24 protein-coding genes are annotated in these 19,704 nt (G+C 60.6%); 23 read left to right on the top strand and 1 reads right to left on the bottom strand.

Going from position 1 to position 19,704, the window contains the following annotated elements:
* Positions 1 to 1,177: 1,177 nt before the first annotated feature.
* The 19 genes from PM2_RS30780 to PM2_RS18555 all read left to right on the top strand — a co-directional run bounded on the left by PM2_RS30780 (position 1,178) and on the right by PM2_RS18555 (position 14,240).
* Positions 1,178 to 1,345: a hypothetical protein gene (locus tag PM2_RS30780; RefSeq protein WP_154670325.1), complete on the top strand. Its 168-nt coding sequence runs from the start codon at positions 1,178 to 1,180 to the stop codon at positions 1,343 to 1,345.
* On the top strand, positions 1,346 to 1,699 hold the full coding sequence (locus PM2_RS18640) for a hypothetical protein (protein WP_028699103.1): 354 nt from the start codon (positions 1,346 to 1,348) through the stop codon (positions 1,697 to 1,699).
* A complete protein-coding gene (locus PM2_RS18635; protein WP_042132267.1) occupies positions 1,696 to 2,211 on the top strand; it encodes a Rha family transcriptional regulator in 516 nt (171 codons plus the stop codon). Before PM2_RS18640 ends, PM2_RS18635 begins: the two co-directional genes overlap by 4 nt.
* Positions 2,208 to 2,699 (top strand): hypothetical protein, encoded by a 492-nt coding sequence (locus PM2_RS18630; protein WP_033740330.1) that lies wholly within the window; start codon positions 2,208 to 2,210, stop codon positions 2,697 to 2,699. Before PM2_RS18635 ends, PM2_RS18630 begins: the two co-directional genes overlap by 4 nt.
* Positions 2,696 to 2,989, top strand: coding sequence for a hypothetical protein (locus PM2_RS18625; RefSeq protein ID WP_028699101.1), 294 nt, complete (start codon positions 2,696 to 2,698; stop codon positions 2,987 to 2,989). The genes PM2_RS18630 and PM2_RS18625 overlap by 4 nt, the downstream gene beginning before the upstream one ends.
* Positions 2,986 to 3,201, top strand: a complete 216-nt coding sequence (locus tag PM2_RS18620; protein WP_028699100.1) for a hypothetical protein — start codon at positions 2,986 to 2,988, stop codon at positions 3,199 to 3,201. Before PM2_RS18625 ends, PM2_RS18620 begins: the two co-directional genes overlap by 4 nt.
* The gene (locus PM2_RS18615) at positions 3,198 to 3,914 is read left to right on the top strand and encodes a hypothetical protein (protein WP_028699099.1); all 717 of its coding nucleotides are present in this window, start codon (positions 3,198 to 3,200) and stop codon (positions 3,912 to 3,914) included. The genes PM2_RS18620 and PM2_RS18615 overlap by 4 nt, the downstream gene beginning before the upstream one ends.
* 2 nt (positions 3,915 to 3,916) lie before the next feature.
* Positions 3,917 to 4,207 carry a hypothetical protein gene (locus PM2_RS18610; RefSeq protein ID WP_028699098.1) on the top strand — a complete coding sequence of 97 codons (291 nt, stop codon included), beginning with the start codon at positions 3,917 to 3,919 and terminating at the stop codon, positions 4,205 to 4,207.
* Entirely contained in the window at positions 4,200 to 4,427 is a 228-nt protein-coding gene (locus tag PM2_RS18605) for a hypothetical protein (protein ID WP_028699097.1), read from the top strand. Before PM2_RS18610 ends, PM2_RS18605 begins: the two co-directional genes overlap by 8 nt.
* Positions 4,424 to 4,672 (top strand): hypothetical protein, encoded by a 249-nt coding sequence (locus PM2_RS18600; protein WP_233425956.1) that lies wholly within the window; start codon positions 4,424 to 4,426, stop codon positions 4,670 to 4,672. Before PM2_RS18605 ends, PM2_RS18600 begins: the two co-directional genes overlap by 4 nt.
* Positions 4,669 to 5,559 carry a toprim domain-containing protein gene (locus tag PM2_RS18595; protein ID WP_028699095.1) on the top strand — a complete coding sequence of 297 codons (891 nt, stop codon included), beginning with the start codon at positions 4,669 to 4,671 and terminating at the stop codon, positions 5,557 to 5,559. The genes PM2_RS18600 and PM2_RS18595 overlap by 4 nt, the downstream gene beginning before the upstream one ends.
* Positions 5,546 to 7,342, top strand: a complete 1,797-nt coding sequence (locus PM2_RS18590) for a DUF927 domain-containing protein (RefSeq protein WP_028699094.1) — start codon at positions 5,546 to 5,548, stop codon at positions 7,340 to 7,342. Before PM2_RS18595 ends, PM2_RS18590 begins: the two co-directional genes overlap by 14 nt.
* Positions 7,343 to 7,694: 352 nt before the next feature.
* Positions 7,695 to 7,997, top strand: coding sequence for a hypothetical protein (locus PM2_RS18585; RefSeq protein WP_028699093.1), 303 nt, complete (start codon positions 7,695 to 7,697; stop codon positions 7,995 to 7,997).
* On the top strand, positions 7,994 to 8,593 hold the full coding sequence (locus tag PM2_RS18580) for a hypothetical protein (protein WP_028699092.1): 600 nt from the start codon (positions 7,994 to 7,996) through the stop codon (positions 8,591 to 8,593). The genes PM2_RS18585 and PM2_RS18580 overlap by 4 nt, the downstream gene beginning before the upstream one ends.
* 3 nt (positions 8,594 to 8,596) lie before the next feature.
* Entirely contained in the window at positions 8,597 to 9,535 is a 939-nt protein-coding gene (locus PM2_RS18575) for a hypothetical protein (protein ID WP_233425955.1), read from the top strand.
* A gap of 64 nt (positions 9,536 to 9,599) precedes the next feature.
* Entirely contained in the window at positions 9,600 to 9,980 is a 381-nt protein-coding gene (locus tag PM2_RS18570) for a hypothetical protein (RefSeq protein WP_028699090.1), read from the top strand.
* 2 nt (positions 9,981 to 9,982) lie between these two features.
* A complete protein-coding gene (locus PM2_RS18565) occupies positions 9,983 to 10,573 on the top strand; it encodes a tail assembly protein (protein WP_028699089.1) in 591 nt (196 codons plus the stop codon).
* 8 nt (positions 10,574 to 10,581) lie between these two features.
* A complete protein-coding gene (locus PM2_RS18560) occupies positions 10,582 to 13,956 on the top strand; it encodes a phage tail tape measure protein (RefSeq protein ID WP_051564695.1) in 3,375 nt (1,124 codons plus the stop codon).
* On the top strand, positions 13,956 to 14,240 hold the full coding sequence (locus PM2_RS18555; RefSeq protein ID WP_028699088.1) for a hypothetical protein: 285 nt from the start codon (positions 13,956 to 13,958) through the stop codon (positions 14,238 to 14,240). The genes PM2_RS18560 and PM2_RS18555 overlap by 1 nt, the downstream gene beginning before the upstream one ends.
* A gap of 76 nt (positions 14,241 to 14,316) precedes the next feature.
* Here the strand turns inward: PM2_RS18555 and PM2_RS18550 are convergent, their stop codons facing one another.
* Positions 14,317 to 14,925 carry a hypothetical protein gene (locus PM2_RS18550; RefSeq protein WP_154670324.1) on the bottom strand — a complete coding sequence of 203 codons (609 nt, stop codon included), beginning with the start codon at positions 14,923 to 14,925 and terminating at the stop codon, positions 14,317 to 14,319.
* Positions 14,926 to 15,184: 259 nt separating this feature from the next.
* Here PM2_RS18550 and PM2_RS18545 point away from each other — a divergent pair, with 259 nt between their 5' ends.
* The 4 genes from PM2_RS18545 (at position 15,185) to PM2_RS18530 (ending at position 19,426) form a co-directional block, all read left to right on the top strand.
* Positions 15,185 to 15,805 carry a hypothetical protein gene (locus PM2_RS18545; RefSeq protein WP_224457954.1) on the top strand — a complete coding sequence of 207 codons (621 nt, stop codon included), beginning with the start codon at positions 15,185 to 15,187 and terminating at the stop codon, positions 15,803 to 15,805.
* A gap of 824 nt (positions 15,806 to 16,629) precedes the next feature.
* Positions 16,630 to 17,148, top strand: a complete 519-nt coding sequence (locus tag PM2_RS18540) for a KwaA family protein (protein ID WP_028699085.1) — start codon at positions 16,630 to 16,632, stop codon at positions 17,146 to 17,148.
* Positions 17,149 to 17,158: 10 nt separating this feature from the next.
* Entirely contained in the window at positions 17,159 to 18,055 is an 897-nt protein-coding gene (locus PM2_RS18535) for a hypothetical protein (RefSeq protein WP_028699084.1), read from the top strand.
* A gap of 1,167 nt (positions 18,056 to 19,222) precedes the next feature.
* Positions 19,223 to 19,426 carry a hypothetical protein gene (locus PM2_RS18530; protein WP_028699083.1) on the top strand — a complete coding sequence of 68 codons (204 nt, stop codon included), beginning with the start codon at positions 19,223 to 19,225 and terminating at the stop codon, positions 19,424 to 19,426.
* Positions 19,427 to 19,704: the final 278 nt, after the last annotated feature.

Raw genomic sequence — 19,704 nt, 5'->3', positions numbered from 1 at the left:
GGGTGGGTAGTCTCCTGGCCGCGCGAGCCCACTCGATTCAGTCCGTCTACGATTCCCTGGTTGACGCGGCCTGCCGCCATTTCCACTTCCAAATACCTGCCGAAAACAGCTAGAAACAGTGCATAACAGGGAATAACAGCGAATAACCGTAAATAAGCAACGTAGAGTAATACGCGGCGTTGTTAATTGCCGGCTGGGCTGTTCTGTATGTGGGAAAAGAATGTGCGCGCCACGAAATCGTAATTCACGTTTTTGTGGCGCGGAGTCGATTTCAATCTTCCAGTGGAACAAGGAAGTCGGTTTTCGTACCGCCACTGGGATCTGGCCAGGCTGGCGGAATTTTCTACGCAGTCCCGCATGAGGCCCTCAAAAGACCCTGCTCAGGGCCCAGTAAAATGGGGGTTTCAGGCTTTCTGACGAATGGTCACGCTGACGATGGTACCCGTGAACGTTCGTGTGATTTGGGTGCTCCAGAGTGCTCCAGAGTGCTCGTGGGGGATTTAGTGGTACTTGGTGGTACATAGAGAGAAGCATCGAGAGTTACTTGCGCCAGATGCAAAACGAGGCAGCGGAAAATTTATTCACAGGTATCTCGCATTTTCCCGGTTGCTACCCCTAAATCTTGACGCTAATATGCGAACGCACCTGCAACGTCTTACCATCGTATAGATAGAAAAATGGTAGCGTTTGGGCAAACGGTCAAAGCTGAACTCTGGGCAAAGAAAAGCCCCCCTACACGGCAAATGTAGGAGGGCTTTCGGGAAGAGGCGCGGCAAACGTCTCTTGCATACCAGCTAGGCCAGCACACAATCCCGAGGGCGAAGCATTTCGACGGGCTTCGCGGCGGACTGTAGTACCGGAAGGAGTAATGTGCAACTGGGTTTTTACTCAGTAAACCATGGGCCTTCGGCTATGTCCGCAACCTCGGTACGTCTAAAGCTAGAGGTACCTATCCATGACTCAAACCGCAAATAGCTGTACCGAAGCACCCCGCCTGCCGATCCCCGGCACACGCGCTACCGCTGCTCAGCTATGCGCCAAGTACCAAGTCAGCCGCTCCACTTGGTGGCGCTGGTCCAAAACCCCCGGCTTCCCCACCCCTATCCGTTTCGGTCGCTCTGTCCGTTGGGAGCCTGAGTCTGTGGAGTCTTTCCTGCGTAGCCAGGAGGCTTAACCCATGATGACCAATCAACTCTGCGTGAGCGCAGAGCAGGGATCGGCTGGCCTAGAAAAAGCGGCTCTATCCCTTCCTGTACCCTTAAAAGTTTTGGTGCTCAGTGTCTGGGTCACTTGGCGTGCTGTAGCGATCAGCCTCGGCGCCAGCCCTGAAAGCGAGGTGGCCTAAATGAAAAAGGCCACGATCCCCGAAGAGAAACGCAGCCAGTCGGATGGCGATATTACCACCAGCAAGCCGCCGAGCAAGATCGCCCGGGTACTGGCCTACATGCTGAATGACGGCAGCTTGCAACGCTTTGAGGCCGAGCGCCTGGGCGACCACTGCTTGCACTCGACCATCAGCAGCTTGGCCAACGGCTATGGGCTGAAGTTCCAGCGCCAGCTCGAGCGCGTGCCGAATCACTGGGGCGAGCCTTGCACTGTGACCCGGTACACCCTTCCTGCCGGCGAACGCCGCCGCGCCAGCGCCGTGTTGGAGATGCTGTGCTCGCCCTTGAAGCAGCGCCAGCGGGTGGCCGCATGAAAAAGACGAACTTACCACCGGCAGAGCCTGCCAACGAGAAGCCCCCCATTACCCTGACCCAGTACAACGGTGAGCCACGCGTGGATAGTCGCCTGCTGGCCGAACAGGTGAACAACAAGCACAAGAACTCCATGGCACTGATCGAGCGCTACCTGGCCAAGTTCGAAGAGTTTGGGGTTGTTCCGTTTCAAACGGAGAAACCCTTGGCCGGCACTGCTGGTGGTAGGCCGGAGCGCTTCGCCCTACTGAATGAGGACCAAGCGTTTTTCCTGCTGGCGCTGTCCCGCAACAGTGACCGCGTGGTTGGTCTGAAAGCCGACCTCATCATGGCTTTCCGCGAGGCACGGTACGGGTATGCCCGCCAGGCTCTGGAAGATCGCCAGCAGCAGGTCAGCGAATGCGGCCGTCGCTTGGCGCACTGGCGCTACGACAAGCCAGGCGCGTATCAGCATGTGGCTCATTTGCGTGAGCAACTGAAGCTCCCGCTCGACTTGGAGGGCGATCACCAATGACGCTCGTCATCCGCCCAGCGCTGCCGTTGTCCAATCTGAAACAGGGGGTTGCATCCACTCCCGCCCGCATGTATCGTCCGGCTGCCGCTGCAAATTCAGCGGTCAGGTTTGGCGACCTGAACTTCAAGTTGGCGCACAAGCGCCCCATGACCATTGCTGGCGCTTTTTTTGTGCTTGCAATGCTGCTTTATGGTGGCCGTACGTGGGAGACCTTCGGGTCTGCCGGGTGCCAACTTGCCCGGTTCGCCAACCTGCGTACGGCTGCCACCCATAATCGTTTGGCGACGGTTCGTGGCAGCTCCACATCTCAAGTTGGAGCTACACACATGCAACACGCCCTCAATCCGTCTCGACTTCGTGCCGCTGCGCACCGCGCAATGGCGATCGCAGCCCTTCACGCTGACTCCAGTCTCTCTACGCGCCTCAAGCGCTACAACGCCGCCATGGCAAAAGCACGCGCCCTGGAAGCGCAAGGCGGTGCCCAATGAACCACTTACTAAGCGTTGCGACCCTTGAAGGCGAGGTGCTGTCTGAGGCGGTGCTCGACGCCCGCGCCATGTGCTCGATGAACTTTGCCAGGGATGAATTCAACAAGCTTTACGAACTGCTCTACCCCATGTGTTCGAGCCATACGGAAGGGCCGATGTGCGACATTGCACGGCACCTGGAACAGGTCCGAATTTTCAGCCGTAATTTCTGCTGGGCTCATCGCCACCTGGGAGCCTCGTATGGCGTTGTAGGCGAGCGCGCCGGAATGGATGATGAGGTGATCGTATGACCTCCATCATCCACATGGCTGACGACACCCAAGACGACCTGCGCGATGTGCAAGGCATCCTTGTACTGTTGAGCCTGGCCCTTGCCGTGATTGCCTCGCCCACCACTCCTCTCATCGTCGCCCGTGTCACTGCCGTGATGGCGCAGCACACCGCCATGGCCTGGGCCGAAATGCTGGACGGCATGATTGCTGAGCAAGGGGGTGATCTGTGAAGACCGATACCACCCTGCGCATCACCCGCACGCAATACCGTGGTTTCGCCGAGATGGCCAAGGAGAGCGGCCTGGCTTTGACGATCGCCACCTTCACTGAGCTTGGTGGCAGCTGGGGGGAATACAGCTGCTGGGCGCAGCCGATCGTTCGTGACGCATTGAGCGATCAAGCCCAGTGTGACGAGCGGGTTGCTATCAAGCTGGCTACCAGCATCAATGCGGGCCGTTTCCGCAGCGCTACTCGTCCGGAAATCGACTGGTCGGCGCTGGATGACAGCGAGATTTATCCATTCATCTTGCATCACGAGATTGGCCACCACCTCGACAACTTCTCGCTCTGGGACTTGATCCTCGCTCCCGATCAGGTGGTAGGTGACCAGTGCCACAAGATGATGTACCGCGTGAACGAGATGCTGGCAGACCGTTATGCGTGGGAGCAGGTGCGGCCTGGCGAGCCACTGCCGCTGAGCGAGACGGGTAAACGCATGCAGGAGGTAATGGCCGATGACCTGGATCTGTTGCAAAGGCACCTCCCCCGTAAGCGCAGAAAGCCCAGGGCATTGCCGGGCGGCCAGTACGCTTGTGTGCCTGCCTCGATGCTGAAAACCGAGGAACTGGCCGCATTCGTCGGGCCGCACGTCTCCCCGGCGCTGATTGAGCACACCCGAAACCACCGCCGCGTTCATCGCCGCGACTCCAGACTGAGGGGTTAAAAATGACCAGTTTTCAACAGCGCATCGCTGCGCTGACGGGATCGGCTTGCCCGAAGAAAGCCACCGAGCTGTTTTACGTGAGCCATCCGAAGGCTGAACGGGCCTTGCTGGGGCCGTTTCTGAGCGAGGCCGATGCCGAGTGTGGGCGCGTAGTTTTGCGTAGTGCTGAGGCGATGGTGACGGCCTGCCTCGTCGAATCGCTGGACGATCTGACCTACTGGCATGCGGTGAACAACGGCCAGGTCTGCCGGGCCTTTGCTGGCGCTGATCGCCAGGGAGTGGGCCATGAGTAAGGTCACGCCCATTCGCCGCAAAGGTGCCGGAGGCCCGCCGACTGCTGGCGCCTACATCGACAGCGCCAGCTACACGCTGCTGGTGGAAACCCTGGTGGGCTTCCTGGAGCTGCGCGTTGCCGAGGGTGACGCGGGTCGTCACGGCCCCGAGCTGGAGCGCCTGACCAATCAACTGGAATGGCTGGCCAAGCGTTTCACGCCACCGCAGGGGGCCGCATGACTCACCTTCAACAAATGGCTCAGCCCGTGGACAGCGCGTCACCCGAGAAGCTGGAGGCCCGGGCCCGGCGTGTGGCTGCTCGCCACGGCTTCCTGGCCACCAAAAGCCGCAAGCGGAGCCTGACCGCCGACAACGGCGGTGGCTTCATGCTGGTGGATGCCTCGACCAGCCGCGTGGAGGCCGGCGAGCGTTATGACCTGAGCGCTGAGCAGGTCATCGCGTTCTTCGATGAGGGGGCCGCATGACCGACGTGACGATCCTTTTCCGTGACGCGCTCCAGTCGGCCTACGGGCTGCTCGAATGGCTCCCCCTGGACGATGGCGACATTCACCGCTTCCACGTTCCCGGCGACAAGCCCGGCACGCTCAATGGCTGGTACTGCCTGTTTGCTGATGGCATTGCCTCGGGCGCGTTCGGGAGCTGGAAGACGGGCGGCACCAACACCTGGTGTAGCCGTGAACCGGTGGACGCCCGCGAAGCTGAGCAGGTGCGCCAGCGCATCGAGCAAGCCCGGCGCCAGCGGGAGGCCGAACGCCAGCGCCGACAGCTCAAAGCGGCTGGCCTGGCACAACGCTGGTGGCGTGATGCTCGCCGCGCTGATCCGGGCCACCCCTACCTGGTCGCCAAGGGCATTCGTGCCCACGGCCTGCGCCAGCGCGGTGACGACCTGCTGATCCCGCTGTACGCCGGCGGTGTGCTGGTGAACCTGCAACGAATTGCCTCGGACGGCGACAAGCGCTTCCTGTATGGCGGCCGGATCAAAGGCGCCTATTCGCCACTGGGACGCATCACGCCGGGCAGGCCACTTTGCATCTGCGAAGGCTGGGCGACGGGCGCCACGCTCCACGCAAGCGGCTACACGATCGCCTGCGCGATGAATGCCGGGAACCTGAAGGCGGTGGCGCTGGCGCTACGGGCTGACTATCCCGACACGGAAATCATCATCGCCGGCGACGACGACCGCCAGACCGAGGCCGAAGGCAAGGGCAACCCCGGGCGCACCGCCGCCCATGAAGCTGCTGTCGCATGCGGCGGCCTGGTGACCTTCCCCGAGTGGCCCGCCGGCGTGCCGCTGACCCTTTCCGACTTCAACGACCTCGCCGCCTGGAGGTGCCGCCATGCGCCCGCCTGATAACAACGCCATCAACCTGCGCCCCGAGGCGCCCAAGGTCGAGCCTGATCGCCCGTGCTGGGGTGTGTATGAGCACTGGGTGACCAACGAGAAGGGCCGCAGGCTCAAGCCCGGCGTCTATTGGCACACCTTCAAGCGCAACGCCGGCGACGACGACAGCGACGACGACAAGGCCGACCGCCCGATCACTGACGAGTGGATCGCCACGCCGGTGACCGTCGCCGCACGCACCACCAATAGCGATGACGGCAGTGAGGGTCGGTTTCTGCGCCTGTTCACCGACAGCGGCCCCAAGGAGTGGATCATTCCCATGGAGGTGTTCGGTGGGAGCGGCGAGGACGCCAGGCGGACGCTGTTCGGCATGGGCGTCATCATCGCCCTGAAGAAGCGCGGCCAGTTCATGGAGTACCTGCTGGACCAGCGCCCTGCAGAGGTGTTCGCCACCACCTGCCGCCCCGGCTGGCATGAGTCGGGCGCCTTTGTACTGCCTGGGCGCACCATTGGCAGCGACAAGGTGCGCTACCAGGCCAGCGCCAAGGGGCAGAACCTGTTCAGCGTGCGGGGGAGCCTGGACGGCTGGAAGGTCGAAGTGGCGGCCAAGTGCGAGGGCAACCCGGTGCTCACCCTGGCCATCGGCTGCGCCCTCGCTGGCCCACTGCTGAGCCTGGTGGGCGTGCTGGGTGGCGGTGTTCACCTGGTGGGCGACAGCTCCAGTGGCAAGTCGCTGGCGCAACTGATCGGTTCGTCGGTATGGGGTGACCCCGGCATATTCGCCGCGTCGTGGGACATGACCAAGGGCGGCCTGGAGATCGAGGCGTCCAGCCGTAACGACACCATGCTGCCCCTGGACGAGATCAAGCGGGCCGACCCCAAGCGCGTCCAGGAAATGGCTTACTCCCTCGCCAACGGCCAGGGCAAGGGCACCATGACCCGCGACCGGGAAGCCCGCGGCAAACTGAGCTGGCGCCTGCTGGCGCTTTCCAGCGGCGAGCGTTCCCTATCCGAGCACGCAGCCATCAGCGGTAACGCCGCCCATGCTGGCGCTGAGCTGCGCATGGTGGATGTGAACGCCGGTACCCGCACGCACCGAGCCTTCGATGAATTGCACGGCCTGGAGGGCGCCGACTTCCATCGCCAGCTCACGGTGGCCGTAGGAGCGAACCATGGCCATATCGGGCCAGCCTTCGTGGAGAAGCTGCTGGCCAGCGATGACCGCCCCGGCCTGCTGGAGGACTTCGCCGGTATCCGCGCCCAGTTCGTCGAGGACAACGCCCAGGCCGGGCGGGTGGCCGATCGCTTCGCGGTGATCGCGCTGGCGGGCGAAATGGCCATCGCCTACGGCCTGCTGCCCTGGACGCCGGGCACCGCTCTGGCCGACTGCCAGTTGCTGTACGGCGAGTGGCTGAGCCGGGTGGGCAGCGGCAATGCCGAAGACCGCCAGATATTGGCGGGCATCCTCGACTTCATCGACAAGCACGGCAGCAGCCGGTTTTCGGACGTGAATGACCAGACGCCCGACGCCAAGGTGTTCAACCGGGCGGGGTACTGGAAGGTGTCCGGGGGCAAGCAGCTGTACCTGTTCAACAAGTCGGCACTGATCGAGGCCGCGCATGGGTACGGGTTGAGCCGCATCGTCAAAGCGCTGGATGGCGCCAGCGCGATTGCCGAGCGCGGGGCTGATCGGAAACGACACGCCAAAAAGTACCGCGTGCCTGGTGGCGGTTCACCTTGGCTGTATGTGATCGACCCCGAGGCCCTGGACAGTGAAGGTGGTGCCGTATGACCACCAACGCCACTAGCCGGGATTGCCCATATCCACAGGAACCTAGATTCGGTGGGAACAGTGGGAACAGTGGGAACAGCCAGCAGGACCGGGGCTTACAGCTGTTCCCACCCAATAAAACGAGTGGGAACAAGTGGGAACACACAATCGCTTTCCAATATAAGCGCGGTGCTCATCCGCTCTGTTTGGTTATCACAGTTCCCACAAAAATCCGCGTGGGAACAAACTGGGAACAGAAAAACACCCCTAAAGGCCGCGAATTTACTGGGGCGTTCCCACCGTTCCCACTGTTCCCACACTTTTTGAATTCACAGGAACATTTGATTAGCAGCTATCAGGGCATGGTGACGCCATGAGCCTCCTTGCCGATCTGCTCAATCACATGCCGCCGAACGTTGCTGGAGCTGGCAAACCGCCCATAGCGAAACGCGCCCCGGATCGTCCGCGCCTGGTGCTGGTCGAGCCTGCGCCATTGCCGTCCAGCCCCTACGCCAACGCCGCCAACGCCACGCCTGAATGGCGCCAGGCCCGCGACCAGTACATCAGCCACGTCATGACCTGCCGGGGCTGCTATGCGCCTGCCGGCCGCCATTGCCTGATCGGTACCGAGCTGCGCGCCACCTACGACAACACGCCCATGGAGGCCCACCCATGACGCTCACACCGACCATGCGCCTGTGCGATATCGCCTCAAAACCGGGTATCAGCGCCAGCACGCAACTCATCACCACCCGGCGCATCTGCCGCAACATCAGCAGCAACCTCGATTCGATCCACGCCGAGCGACGTGCCATGCGCCGCCAGGCGGGCAAGCTGAAAGCGTTCCTGCCGTTCACCCGCCAGGCCATTGCCGATCTGGAACAGCGGGCGCAGACGCACCGATCAGATGAACGCGACAAGGCCGTGGTGGCGCTGGCGGGATTTGGCCAGTCACTGCTGTTCGACCATGACGGGCTAGCCAGCGCCCTGGGTTTCGAACGCCTGTGTGACCTGCTGAGCGTGAACACGGTGGAGCGCGAGCAGGCCAGGCGGGAGGGCGTCACCAACCTGGAAGGCCTGGTGTTCACCCATGCGCTGGAGGACAGCGCAGAACGCCGGGCACAGGAGTGGAATGACGCGCCGCTGTTCAACGCCTGCCATGCGGCCATGGCGGACTTCATCAGGGATTGTCCCGATGGGGTGCTGCCTGACCCCTTCGCACCTGGGGCGCCATTCGGGCCGAAGCTGTCACCCAAGCTGAGGGTGGTGTAAGCCATGGTCATGCTGAAACAGGCTGATTCAGCCGAAAAAATGAGACACCGGGTTTCAGACGATCAGCGGCGTCTGGTGCTGGACCTGCGCCGTCGCCACTCGCTGCGTGAGGTGGCCGAGATCACCGGCCTGCCGCTGGGAACGGTGAAGACCCTGGTTTCACGCTCCGGTGCGTTCCGCGACAACGAGCAGCACCGCGCCATGTTCACCCTGCCGCCGATCAACGCCAGCACCGAGACCCTGCCGAGCGTGCCCGAGCTACCGCCGCAGGAGGTGGTCACCGGGGACAAGGAGGTGGATGCGGTGCTCTGGCTGCGCTCGATCATCAGCACCGGCCAGATCGCCCTGATTGAGCGGGCCATGGAGGGCGCCAAGAAGATCAGGACGCCGCTCGATGTGCTGGAGAAGCGGTACCGGGATTACCTGGTGGCCACCAACCCCGGCCACCCATTCGCCGCCATGTCGTCGTTCGGCTTCGCTGACCTGGATGCGCTGGCCACTCGGGCCATAGAGCAACACCGACTGAGGCTGGAGGGTACCGCTCGCTTCGGTGATGCCCTGCTGGCCGACACCGAGGCGGAATCGTTCTGTATCGATGCGCTGCGCGGGCTGCTGGCTACCGGCCAATTCGGTGACTTCGACAAGGGCCAGGTAGCCGACCGGTTCAACGCCCACCCTGAGCTGCTGCCTCACACGTTGGCGGATTGCCTCTACGAGTTGGACTACTGGGACCAGCTCTACCGGCTGCGCAACGCCGTAGACCGAGATGCCAGCGACGGGCCGCCCGAGGCGACGGCACGGGACTGGTTTGTGTTCGGCCTGCTGGCGCAGATCCGGCCCCGCGACAAGGCCGAGGCCCTGGTGGTGTTCCGCTACCTGGTCGCCAGCCAACGCGACGACATGGCGGAGTCAGAGGCAATTCTTTGCAACCTGATCGGGTGACCAGCCCGATTAATCACCATCGGGCACCTGCCCACAATAAGCGCCAGCGGCGCCAGAGGTACGCATGACAGAACCAATTCCACGACCCACCCACCGAGAGCGTTTTGCTGAGGCAAGCAAGATCACGGACTTTGAAGAGCACCCAACAATGGTGGCTGGCTACAAGGTCTGGAACGTGAGCGACATTGTGAAGGGAGGGCGTAAAGACTTCGACGGCCCTTACTTCACCGAGGACGAGGCAAGGATAGCGACGGAGCTTTGGCAAGCAACACCAGAGCGCAAGTGCGCCCGTGCCGAGGTGACCTTTCACTGCGCAGCCTGGAACCCTGATCCACGACGAGAAAAGGCCATCCGAGAGGATGCGATGGCTGCTCGCATGATCCTTGCCGAGCTGATCGGCGCCGATGTTCCCAAATCAAGCGCCGCTGGCGCAGAGGAGAAATAACGATGGCCGCTATTGTTCGTAGTACCCCAGAGATGACCACTGTGTACTTGTCGGGCCCGCTGATTCGGAAGTTCTTCCGCAAGAAGGATTACCTGCTGGACAGCCAAAACACCTGGGAGGTGTTCCGTGCCTTGAAGGCAACGCTGGAAGGCTTTGAACGGGAGATCAAGCGACTTGAGGCCCTAGGCATGAGGTTTGCGATTTTCAGGAACCGGAAGAACGTTGGGGCGGATGAGTTCGACCGCGGAGGGGCTAGAGAGGTACGCATCGTGCCTGTCATCGCCGGCAGTAAACGCGGCGGTGTTCTGCAGACTGTGCTGGCAGCGGTTTTGATCGTGGTTGGTGTAGTTGCTCAGCAGCCTTGGATGGTTCAGACCGGCGTTGCTATGGCTATCGGGGGAGTCATCCAGATGCTTAGCCCCCAGGCTAAAGGTCTGTCCCAAAGCGGAGCGCCAGAGAACCTGCCAAGTTACGCCTTCGGCAGCGCTCGAAACACCACCGCCAGCGGCAACCCTGTCCCGATCTGCATCGGCGAACGGCGCTGGGGCGGGGCGATCATCTCTGCCTCAATCGTTGCGGAAGACAAGGTGTAGGAGGGTTTATGACGACCATTGCCGAACTTGGAATACGGATAGACAGCGCTGACGCCACCCAGGCAGCCACCGATCTAGACAAGCTGGTAGATGCCGGTAAGCGCAGCGAGGAGTCGGCTGGGCGCACTGGCCGCGCCTGGGAGTCCGCGCTGGGCAGTCTGCAGGGTGACACCCGCCAGATCGTGGTTGAGCTTCAGCAGCTCAACCAGAAGCAAGCCCAACTGGCGCAGCAGATGATCACTGTGGGGCATGCGGTTACCACAGCGTCCACGGCGTTCAGCGGCGCGGCGGCCAACATGGCGGCCATGCGCGCCGGCGCTGAGAAGGCTGGCCAAGCCCAGACCATGCTGTCGACTGCAAATGACGCAGCCGCGCAAGCTGCGCGCCGATCTGCAGATAGCGCGGAGGAACAGCAGGCCCGCCTGCTTGGTATGGCAAAGGCCTCGCTGGAGGCCAGCGAGTACGTCCAGACGCTAAACCGAGCCACTCAGCAGACTGTCGATATCACCCGCCAGGCAAACACGGTGCTGTCGGACAGGGCCAGTCGGCAGGCCGCCATCGCCAGCAGAGCGCAGGCGATTCTGGCCAACGAGGATCGTCTGGCGGCTGCGTCCAAGGCGACAGCGACAGCACAGCGCGACGAGAGCAAGGCGCTGGGTGAACTGTTGGGCAAGATTGACCCGACAGTGGCTGCCCTGGGGCGTCTGGATGATATGGAGCGCAAGCTACAGGGGTACCGGTCCTCCGGCGCGCTCGATGCGGATACCTTTGCCGAATACAAGACGAAGCTGGACCAGGCACGCACTGCCTTGGGCGGCGTGGATACCGCCCTGGGCAGAACCGGAATGAGCGCGAAGCAGACCGCCGCGGCAATGCGGATGCTGCCGGCGCAGTTCTCGGACGTGGTGATCAGCCTACAAGCCGGCCAATCTCCGCTGAGCGTGCTGCTTCAACAGGGCTCCCAGGTCAAAGACTCGTTCGGTGGGGCAGGCGCCGCTGCCCGTGCGATGGGCGGCTATGTCGCCGGCCTGGTGACACCGTTCAATGCGGCGGCTGCGGCTGTAGGTGTTCTCGGTGTGGCCTACTACCAGGCCGGCAGGGAGCAGGATGCGTTCAATCAGGCCATTATCCTCACAGGCAACTACGCCGGCACATCAGGGGCGAAGCTGACGGAGTTGGCCAGGCAGATCAGCAACACAGTGGGCACCACTGGCGCTGCCGCGTCCGTGCTGGCGCAGATCGCTGGCGCAGGCGACCTCGCCGGCGAGAGCTTCAAGATTGTTGCCACTACGGCGCTAGAGATGGAGAAGGCGACGGGGCGTGCGGTGGACGAGACGCTGGCAGATTTCCGCAAGATCGCGGATGACCCGGTGAAGGCCGCCGAGGAGCTGAACAGGCGGTACCACTGGCTGACTGCTGCCACCCTGGCGCAGGCCCGCGCACTCGTCGATCAGGGCGAGAAAACCGAGGCGGTGAAGCTGATCACCGAGCAGTTCGGGGAAACCATGACCCGGCGCGCACAACTCATCAGGGAGGAAATGAGCGGCCTGCCGAAGCTGTTCGATGAAATCGGCACGGCGGCCAGCCGGATGTGGGATGGAATCAAAGGCGTTTGGCGTGAGCCGACCCTGGATGACACCGCGGATCGGCTGCGCTTGCGAATCCAGTCCATGGAGAACATCCGTAAGGACCTTCGTACCGAGGGGAACTATGACCCTCAAAAGCTGAAGGAGTGGCGAGCTTCGCTGGCCGAAATAGAAGGCCTCTCGAAGCCTGCTGCTGGTGTGGTGAGCACGGAAGGACAGATAGCCTACAAGTGGATTCAGGACGAGCTCGATAAAACCGCCCCAAAGGCGGAAAAGCTCAAGAAGGCGCTGGAGGAGGTCGACCGGGCTGTGGCCAAGGCGCGTGCTGACGGACTGACGGTTACTGACGCCCAGGTCGAAACGCTGAAGCAGCAGGAACGCGACAAATACAAGCCGACCCCGGGAAGAAGCACACCGGTGAACATGACGGAGGTGAGCGACTCCCGAAACGCCTTGGCCACAATCCTTTCCGACTATCGCGGGTACGCGAAGGAACTGAACGCGATCCAGAAGGCTGGCGTGATTTCGCAGGAGGCGGTGTACGCCCAGCGGGTGGCCTTGGCCAAGCGCCAGCGAGATGACGTGACAGGCGCCTACATGGAGGAAATCCAGGCGCTTGAGCAGGCCAAAGGGCGCGCCTCTACGACCGGTGAGCAGCGCATTCAGCTTGACCAGCGGATCGCCAAAGCGCGCTCCGAAATGGTTCGCGCCCAGCGTGAGGCCGATTCAGAGCTGGCGGTATTGGCCACAAGCGAACGAGGTCGCCAAGAGCAGCAGATTGCTGCGTCCAAGGCATTCGTCGATCAACTCGAACGAGAGCGCCAGGCGCTGGTAACGGCAGGTGATCGAGCGGCTGCGAGCTTGGGTCTAGGTGATCGGCAGGCAGGGCTACAGCGCGATCTGGATGGCGTGACGGATGAGTTCAACCGCAAGCGTGACACCCTCCTTGATCGGCGTCGTACAGCGCCAGACAAGTACAGTGCTGAAGACTACCGGAGGGATTTGACCGACCTTGAGGCGGCAGAGAACAAGTACCGTGACACCGTGGTGTCGAATTACGACAAGATGACTGCCGCCCAAGGCGAATGGCGCAGCGGGGTCAGCTCTGGCTTCCAGAACTACTTGGACAGCGCAAGGGACTTCGCCGGCCAGGCGCAGACCGTCGTCACGGGGACGTTCCAAGGGATGGAAGATGCTCTTGTTCAGTTCACCATGACGGGCAAGGCGTCCTTCGCTGACTTCACCAAGGCAGTGCTGGCAGATATCGCCCGCATTGCTGCGCGCCAGGCCCTGGCCGGGCTGGCTGGAAGTGTGATCGGCTCGTTCGCTGGGTCGGTGTTCGGCGGGGGCGGCACCACCGTCAGCCGTAGCGGGTTCAGTGAGGGAGGGTTTGTTTCTGGTGGTCGCGCTTCTGGTGGTCCAGTGGCGCCAAACTCTCTGTACGAGGTCAACGAGCTGGGGCCTGAGCTGCTCAATCAGGACGGGCGCACCTATTTGATGATGGGCAACGAGGGCGGGAGCATTACCCCGCTCGGGACCAATTCGATCACGCCGATGGCAGTGCCTCAGCAAATAGCCGGAGCTGGCGGCGGGGGCGCAGGGGGCGGTGGTATTGCGCCAGTGGTGAATATCAAGATCAGTAGAGATGGAACCGCAGAGGTGTCGGGTGACGCAGAACTGGGGCGCCGACTGGGCCCCCAGATCGTCAATCTGATCCGCTCGGAGATCGCCGCAAATGAGCGGAAGACCCTCACGAGTGGCGGCGCAACGTGGCGAGCTATCCAAGGGAGACGATGATGAACAATGACGAACGCGCACGGCTGGTTACTGCGGTCAGCGACACGATCACCAATCAGTTCATGCTGATGATGCCGGCTCAGCCAGACGCCCAGGCCGTGCGGGCTCTGCTGGAGGAGATGATGGAGGCGGTCACACTGGCGACAGCCGCCCTGTTGCCGGGCTTTGAGCAGAACCCCGCTCACTACATACAGATGGGGCGTATAGGTGCCGCACCATCCCTTGAGCGGATGATGAAAACGGTCATGGCCCCCGGCAGCAAGGCCTGGTCACCGCCGAGCTGATCAGGAATGAAAAAGCCGCCTGGAGGGGCGGCTTCTCTAAGCTCGGGGACGTGTGCGCTCAGTCGCTAGTGCTGAGTCACTGGTTTCCGAAGACATAGGTCTGGTAAGTCTCAACATGCGGCGTGTACTGCTTCGGCCAATCAGACCCACCGGTGTAGCGGCTGGTGTCATCGTACTGATACACCTGAGATACCTTCCATCCACCCCCAGTATTCTCAATCAGGTATCTGAAACGCTCGCCACGATTGCGCCGCTTCTCATCCTCGATCGTTCGGCTGGCGCTGGATGGGGTGGCATTGATGATCTTGACTAGCGCGACTGCCCTAGTTTCGGTTTCCTGTTTGACCTCCAAGATCTCTCGGTCATAGACCGATGTAGAACAGACCGAGTTACGGCTCTTCACCGACTGTTCCACTTCACCCGTGGCCACCTTTGCCACGTCAAAGTCGCCAGCGTGCTCTCTGGTATAAGCCTCGCAGCGCGCCAATCCAATGGCAGATTCTGTGTCCAGGTAGCGCCACCACGTCTTCAGGGCTTGGTCAGGTGATGTGTTGTTGATCTCGAAGTCGTAGCCGACAGTTGCTGCTGGCGCCTGGGATGGCGAACCAATGCCGAGGGCCGACGATACCTTGTCGCAGGCCGTCAGGATCAAGCACAGGGGCAGGAGGGCAAGTGCCTTTCTCATAAAGTCCATTTCTCGCTGGCGGGTAGGGTCGTGGCATTCTGCCAATGGGACGGTCTGGTGGCTAGGCATACGGTCCGGCTGTGAGCGCCAGCAAAAGCCCGCGCCACGAAATGCGACCTCACGAAATCGTGGCGCGAGACAGACCAAACCGTCTCACTGGGACCATATCGTCTGTCTCGCCGACCTGGCGCGCGCCAGGCAGTTGCCTGTTATATTGCCCGCTGGCAATTGGCCGCACACCCTGCTCTGAACAAGGAACGTGAAATTGAAAGCACCTGCCATTTTGCTGCTCGCGCTTGCGTTGAGCGGTTGCGCAACTGGTCAACGGCCATCAGTCGAGTGGATTACAGTCCGTGACACCGACCAGTTCACCGACAAATCTACCTGTGGCGTTACCGTGGGCAGCTTCTACACCGGCGGAGGCGTGTATACCGTTTCCAACCACTACTACCCATACATCGAATCGGCGAATGGAGAGTTGCGAGTAGGAATTCGGAGCGGTGGACGCTTCAAGATTCCAGTAGGGGATGTGCAAATCAGGATCGACCAAAATCCAGCTTGGACCATCGCAACAGGTGAAACGCCAGTCGACTATGTTCCCGAGGGGCAGTTGAAAGCCATGCAGGCCTATGGTGGGGACGCGAAGCAGCAAGAAATGCTGGAGAAGACCTACAAGACTGCCTTGCAGGCTTCGGCTCAAGCTATGTCACCCTTCACTGCCGCCACCGGGGAGAAGGCCCAGCAGATCCTGTCGCAGATGAAGACCGGGAAAGTGCTGATCTATCGGACACTGGGCCTGAACCAGGCTGCCAGCACCACCGGTGAATACGCCCTCGACCAGTCGCTCAACAAGGCGCTAGCTGAATGCGGTATCAAGTGAAGGATTGATCGTTAGCCGGTCGCATCGAGGACTGGCCAGCCCCGGCCAGGGACTAACATTTGCTAACAGGGCAGGCGCTCGGATGGCGGCGCCGGGCCGTTCTGATGTCAACATCGTCAACGTCTGGCCAGGTCGCCGGCGCGGAACAGATCAGCCGGTATCCACCCTGGTATCCACGAGTTGGATTGATCCTGCTGGATACCTGGCCCGTTTCGCGCAGTCCGTCACGCACGATCTTCACGCAAGCGCGGTGCGTGATCCTGCTGTGGTGCGCAGCCAGGTACGCACTGCTGGTACGCATTCTGGCGTTGATACTGGGTCAGTTCGCACCGGTGGTTCGCGCTACAGGTTCGCAGCCCCCTATGCGCGAACCTTCCGTGCGAACCTGGGCGGCCTGCCTGTTGAGAAATGTTGAGGTTTCCAGGCGCTGGTTTCCACTCTGGTTTCCACGGTATTGCAGCCTAGTCAGTGGCAACCGGTCCGGTGCGCCCTGAATCGAAAGACCACATGAAAACCACAATGCCCGCCGCCCAGCGCCAGCTGATCCGATCTCAGGTTTTCTCAGGTTCCAATGCGTAAAAGCGTGCCGCTGGGTGGGTGGATGCGCTGAGGTCATGTTCGCCCCATAGTCAGCAACTGCGCTATGCGCGGGCCTGAGCACAGCATGGCAATTTGACATCCTGCCTTAGCAGGTAACAGTATTGGGGCGAAAGGGGCGAGGGATAGCTCTATGCTGTATGTATATCCAGTAAAAGGCTTTACTATGCTAGCTCTATCCAACAGAGTCGCTGGCGCGCTCGCGCACGGCGGTGGAAGGGCTGATCATGCTTAGCATCCTCATGAAATTCGCGCTCGTAGTGACAACGATTGCGCCAATCGGTTTAACGCTCTCGTTCTTGCTTTATCAAAGCCATGACCAGAAGCTGTGGTCATTGTTTGTACTATTTTGTTCGTTGTCGCTCTGTGCGGTTTGTCATCAGATAATTATATCTTCAGCCGCAAAACTCAACAAAACTACCGTCACCGCCGTTTCTATAAAACCCGCCGACAAAGAAATTTCGGGATACTTTGTGGCGTACATGTTGCCGGTGCTAGGTGGGGGGAAGTACTTTCTTGAGCCCTTTACTTTCGCTTTTTTTGCGCTGATGTTTTTTGTGTTCATTTGGGTGTCTAAGTCCTTCTACGCGAATCCGGTGCTGGCAATCTGCGGGTATAAGTTCTATGAGGTCCAGCTAAATAATGGTGGGAACCTTCTGCTTGTTACGAAGAAAGTCATTAGTAAGCCAGCAGATATTGGGAAAGTAAGTTACATAACGTCGCACACAGTGCTTGAGTCATCTTAGGAGCCAAAGGATGGATCTTTTTGTTTTGCTAGGAACAACGCCGCGTATCCTTAGAGTTGTTACGAGTGGCGAGCTTCAAACCGATATCGAGGCGGAGCTTCGCCGACAGGCTCAAGCATTCATTAGCAACAAAACCGACGTTGCCTTTGATGCGCGCTACCGACCTGATGACGATGAGGTACTTCTGATAGATGGCTTCGATGATCTGGACGGACTGATCGCCGCTGTACGGGAGCCAGAAAACGCAGACACTTGGCAGCCCTCAGAGCAAGGGCTGGGTGTAATCAAAGGTCTGTTTGGAGGCTTCACTGAAAATGGATTTACAACAGTAGTCGTCCAAGCTTTCGATAAGCGTCAAGCAATAGCCACAGGAAGGTTCTCAATTTTTTATGACAAGAATACATTCCGCCGACTAGATGGGATAGGTATCGCCTTAGACAACAAGCCCACCGCAATACTCACTCAAGGGGTTGCTGAGAACTCGCCTACCGAACTTCGATTCGTTAGCCTTCACAATGCTCGGCGGCTTTTCGATATGGATGCCTATTATCATGAAAGCACTAAGGAAGAGGTAGAAAACTTCTTCAATCCTGATAAGTTTCATGGCTTTGATTCCAGTTGGCTTGATGCCAATATCGATAACTGGATACGCAAGAAGGTCACCTTCATTAATCAGGAAGGTATTCTCGATGCTTGCACGCCACAGGATCTGCGTATTGCAGCTGCTGGGTTTGACATTGATATAGGTGTTTATGATGAAGCCGGGCAAATGAAGCTCGTCTTCCCAGGGGACAAGAAGAGTCTTAAGGCGTTACTAAGATTCCTCGATGAGGATATTTATCAGTCCCCAATTTCAGGCAACCGTTTCCAGACGAATTCCAAGCGGAAGATCGCCGCGCAAGCGTAAAACATCACCAAGCTTTACCGGGCCCGAATGTGAGACAGGTATGAGACGGAACCAGCATGGCATGGGCGTTTAAGGCAATGCGCCAGGGCCTGCCGGTAAAGGCCGTGCCGGTAAAGCTGGTGGCCGGCGCCGTCTCACATTGTCGGCGGTGCTGGGCGCTTGTTTGATCACGCTTTGACGGAGCGTGGGCCAGACGGATAGCAGTAGCCCTGTGGCCGGGCGTCTGAGGTCTTCCCGGTGCTGGAGGCCGTCAAAGTCGAGGGTCGTACCCCTGACAGACCCCTGACGGATTTTGGACCGCTTTGGACGGATCGGCGCAGGCTTTGCGTGGTGGTGCTGGCGCTATGGGTCGTGGCACCTGGGCCGCCGATCTTGTCGTGGCCTGCTCCGGCCACATGGTCGTCCAGAATCGTCAGAAGAAACTAGACCAGCACTAGACGGTGGTCGACCAGCACCGCCGCCCTGATGCGCTCGACGGGCTTGGCCTGGGCCTATGCGTGATGGGTTGGCACGGGCACTACCGTCTAATGCCGAGGCCCGAATTCTGGACAGGCTCTGGACGGATCAGCGCCAGCACCAGCAGGCAGAATGCCGGGAAGCCAGCGGCACGCTTGGAGCCTAGGGCTCTCGATTGAGCTACGTCCGTTCGCGCCGTCCAGAATGGCCCGCATTCTAGACCCGCTCTAGACGGAAATTCTTGACCAGTCTTGACGGATTGGGCCGCTGGCGCTTGAGCAAGATTGGCTGTAAGCCTTGCTGTACAAGAGCTGGCGCTAGACGCGACTGACCTGTGGGAGCGGAGGCCGTCAAGAATTCCCGGGCGTACTCGTCAAGGGAAAATCGGGCGGTCTGGAACCTGACAAAACCTGACATACCGGGCCAGTGAAGGGGGGCCGAGGTGACTCGCCCCTGCGCCGCGGGCCATGGTCACCACCACAACGAAACTACCAATATCGATCGACTCGACGCGCTCCACTGTGTGGAAACCGACACGGTGGAGCGGCTCTCGACGCGGTACAGAGCCAGGCAAGTACGACCGCCGCCGTCCGCGAGAACCAAGCAGGCCTGGCAGCAGGCAGGAACAGGTGGCGGGGCGACCTGGTGCAAACTACCCGGATGCTGGGCAGTTATCAGATAATCAGGCGCCACCACATCGAGGGCCGCCCCATGTCCGTTATCGACTGCGACTACCTACCCGACCCAGAACCGATCACCTTCCCGCCTGAGCTGGCGCTACTGATCGTCAGGAAGGCCGCCGCCATGGCCGAGGCATTCGAGAGCAAGGCGCTTGACCAGATGACCATGGACGCCAACCGGGCGCTTCGCGATGGAGTGGAGCCGCGCAGGATCATCAGGCAGATGGGGCTGTAGATCCCGGCAAATTTTCCGGTATCTGCTTGAGCAAGGGGTTGCTGTCAGATCGCAACACCCGCCGGCGACCAGCCACGATCGTTGGATGGTGAAGCGCCACCCCACCGTTCCGGGGTGGTGGTGCCCGGCTATACACCACCCTCTGGGCATCGCTTAAACAATGGCTATACACAACCCCCCTCGCATCGCCACTTTTCTGCTGCGCTGCGCCTACCATCTTGCACTGAGCACTGAGCACTGAGCACTGAGCACTGAGCACTGAGCACTGAGCACTGAGC

The organism is Pseudomonas monteilii NBRC 103158 = DSM 14164, from assembly GCF_000730605.1.
In the GTDB taxonomy this organism is placed as follows: Bacteria; Pseudomonadota; Gammaproteobacteria; order Pseudomonadales; family Pseudomonadaceae; genus Aquipseudomonas; species Aquipseudomonas monteilii.
This window is presented reverse-complemented; position numbering and strand designations above follow the sequence as displayed.

What these genes read in the sequence shown, in the direction of transcription:
- PM2_RS30780 (WP_154670325.1), top strand. Translation starts at nt 1,178, where the DNA reads ATGATGACCAATCAACTCTGCGTGAGCGCAGAGCAGGGATCGGCTGGC.
- PM2_RS18530 (WP_028699083.1), top strand. Translation starts at nt 19,223, where the DNA reads ATGTCCGTTATCGACTGCGACTACCTACCCGACCCAGAACCGATCACC.
- PM2_RS18640 (WP_028699103.1), top strand. Translation starts at nt 1,346, where the DNA reads ATGAAAAAGGCCACGATCCCCGAAGAGAAACGCAGCCAGTCGGATGGC.
- PM2_RS18580 (WP_028699092.1), top strand. Translation starts at nt 7,994, where the DNA reads ATGACGCTCACACCGACCATGCGCCTGTGCGATATCGCCTCAAAACCG.
- PM2_RS18595 (WP_028699095.1), top strand. Translation starts at nt 4,669, where the DNA reads ATGACCGACGTGACGATCCTTTTCCGTGACGCGCTCCAGTCGGCCTAC.
- PM2_RS18605 (WP_028699097.1), top strand. Translation starts at nt 4,200, where the DNA reads ATGAGTAAGGTCACGCCCATTCGCCGCAAAGGTGCCGGAGGCCCGCCG.
- PM2_RS18590 (WP_028699094.1), top strand. Translation starts at nt 5,546, where the DNA reads ATGCGCCCGCCTGATAACAACGCCATCAACCTGCGCCCCGAGGCGCCC.
- PM2_RS18555 (WP_028699088.1), top strand. Translation starts at nt 13,956, where the DNA reads ATGAACAATGACGAACGCGCACGGCTGGTTACTGCGGTCAGCGACACG.
- PM2_RS18570 (WP_028699090.1), top strand. Translation starts at nt 9,600, where the DNA reads ATGACAGAACCAATTCCACGACCCACCCACCGAGAGCGTTTTGCTGAG.
- PM2_RS18600 (WP_233425956.1), top strand. Translation starts at nt 4,424, where the DNA reads ATGACTCACCTTCAACAAATGGCTCAGCCCGTGGACAGCGCGTCACCC.
- PM2_RS18610 (WP_028699098.1), top strand. Translation starts at nt 3,917, where the DNA reads ATGACCAGTTTTCAACAGCGCATCGCTGCGCTGACGGGATCGGCTTGC.
- PM2_RS18635 (WP_042132267.1), top strand. Translation starts at nt 1,696, where the DNA reads ATGAAAAAGACGAACTTACCACCGGCAGAGCCTGCCAACGAGAAGCCC.
- PM2_RS18625 (WP_028699101.1), top strand. Translation starts at nt 2,696, where the DNA reads ATGAACCACTTACTAAGCGTTGCGACCCTTGAAGGCGAGGTGCTGTCT.
- PM2_RS18620 (WP_028699100.1), top strand. Translation starts at nt 2,986, where the DNA reads ATGACCTCCATCATCCACATGGCTGACGACACCCAAGACGACCTGCGC.
- PM2_RS18535 (WP_028699084.1), top strand. Translation starts at nt 17,159, where the DNA reads ATGGATCTTTTTGTTTTGCTAGGAACAACGCCGCGTATCCTTAGAGTT.
- PM2_RS18630 (WP_033740330.1), top strand. Translation starts at nt 2,208, where the DNA reads ATGACGCTCGTCATCCGCCCAGCGCTGCCGTTGTCCAATCTGAAACAG.
- PM2_RS18565 (WP_028699089.1), top strand. Translation starts at nt 9,983, where the DNA reads ATGGCCGCTATTGTTCGTAGTACCCCAGAGATGACCACTGTGTACTTG.
- PM2_RS18540 (WP_028699085.1), top strand. Translation starts at nt 16,630, where the DNA reads ATGCTTAGCATCCTCATGAAATTCGCGCTCGTAGTGACAACGATTGCG.
- PM2_RS18585 (WP_028699093.1), top strand. Translation starts at nt 7,695, where the DNA reads ATGAGCCTCCTTGCCGATCTGCTCAATCACATGCCGCCGAACGTTGCT.
- PM2_RS18550 (WP_154670324.1), bottom strand. Translation starts at nt 14,925, where the DNA reads ATGAGAAAGGCACTTGCCCTCCTGCCCCTGTGCTTGATCCTGACGGCC.
- PM2_RS18575 (WP_233425955.1), top strand. Translation starts at nt 8,597, where the DNA reads ATGGTCATGCTGAAACAGGCTGATTCAGCCGAAAAAATGAGACACCGG.
- PM2_RS18560 (WP_051564695.1), top strand. Translation starts at nt 10,582, where the DNA reads ATGACGACCATTGCCGAACTTGGAATACGGATAGACAGCGCTGACGCC.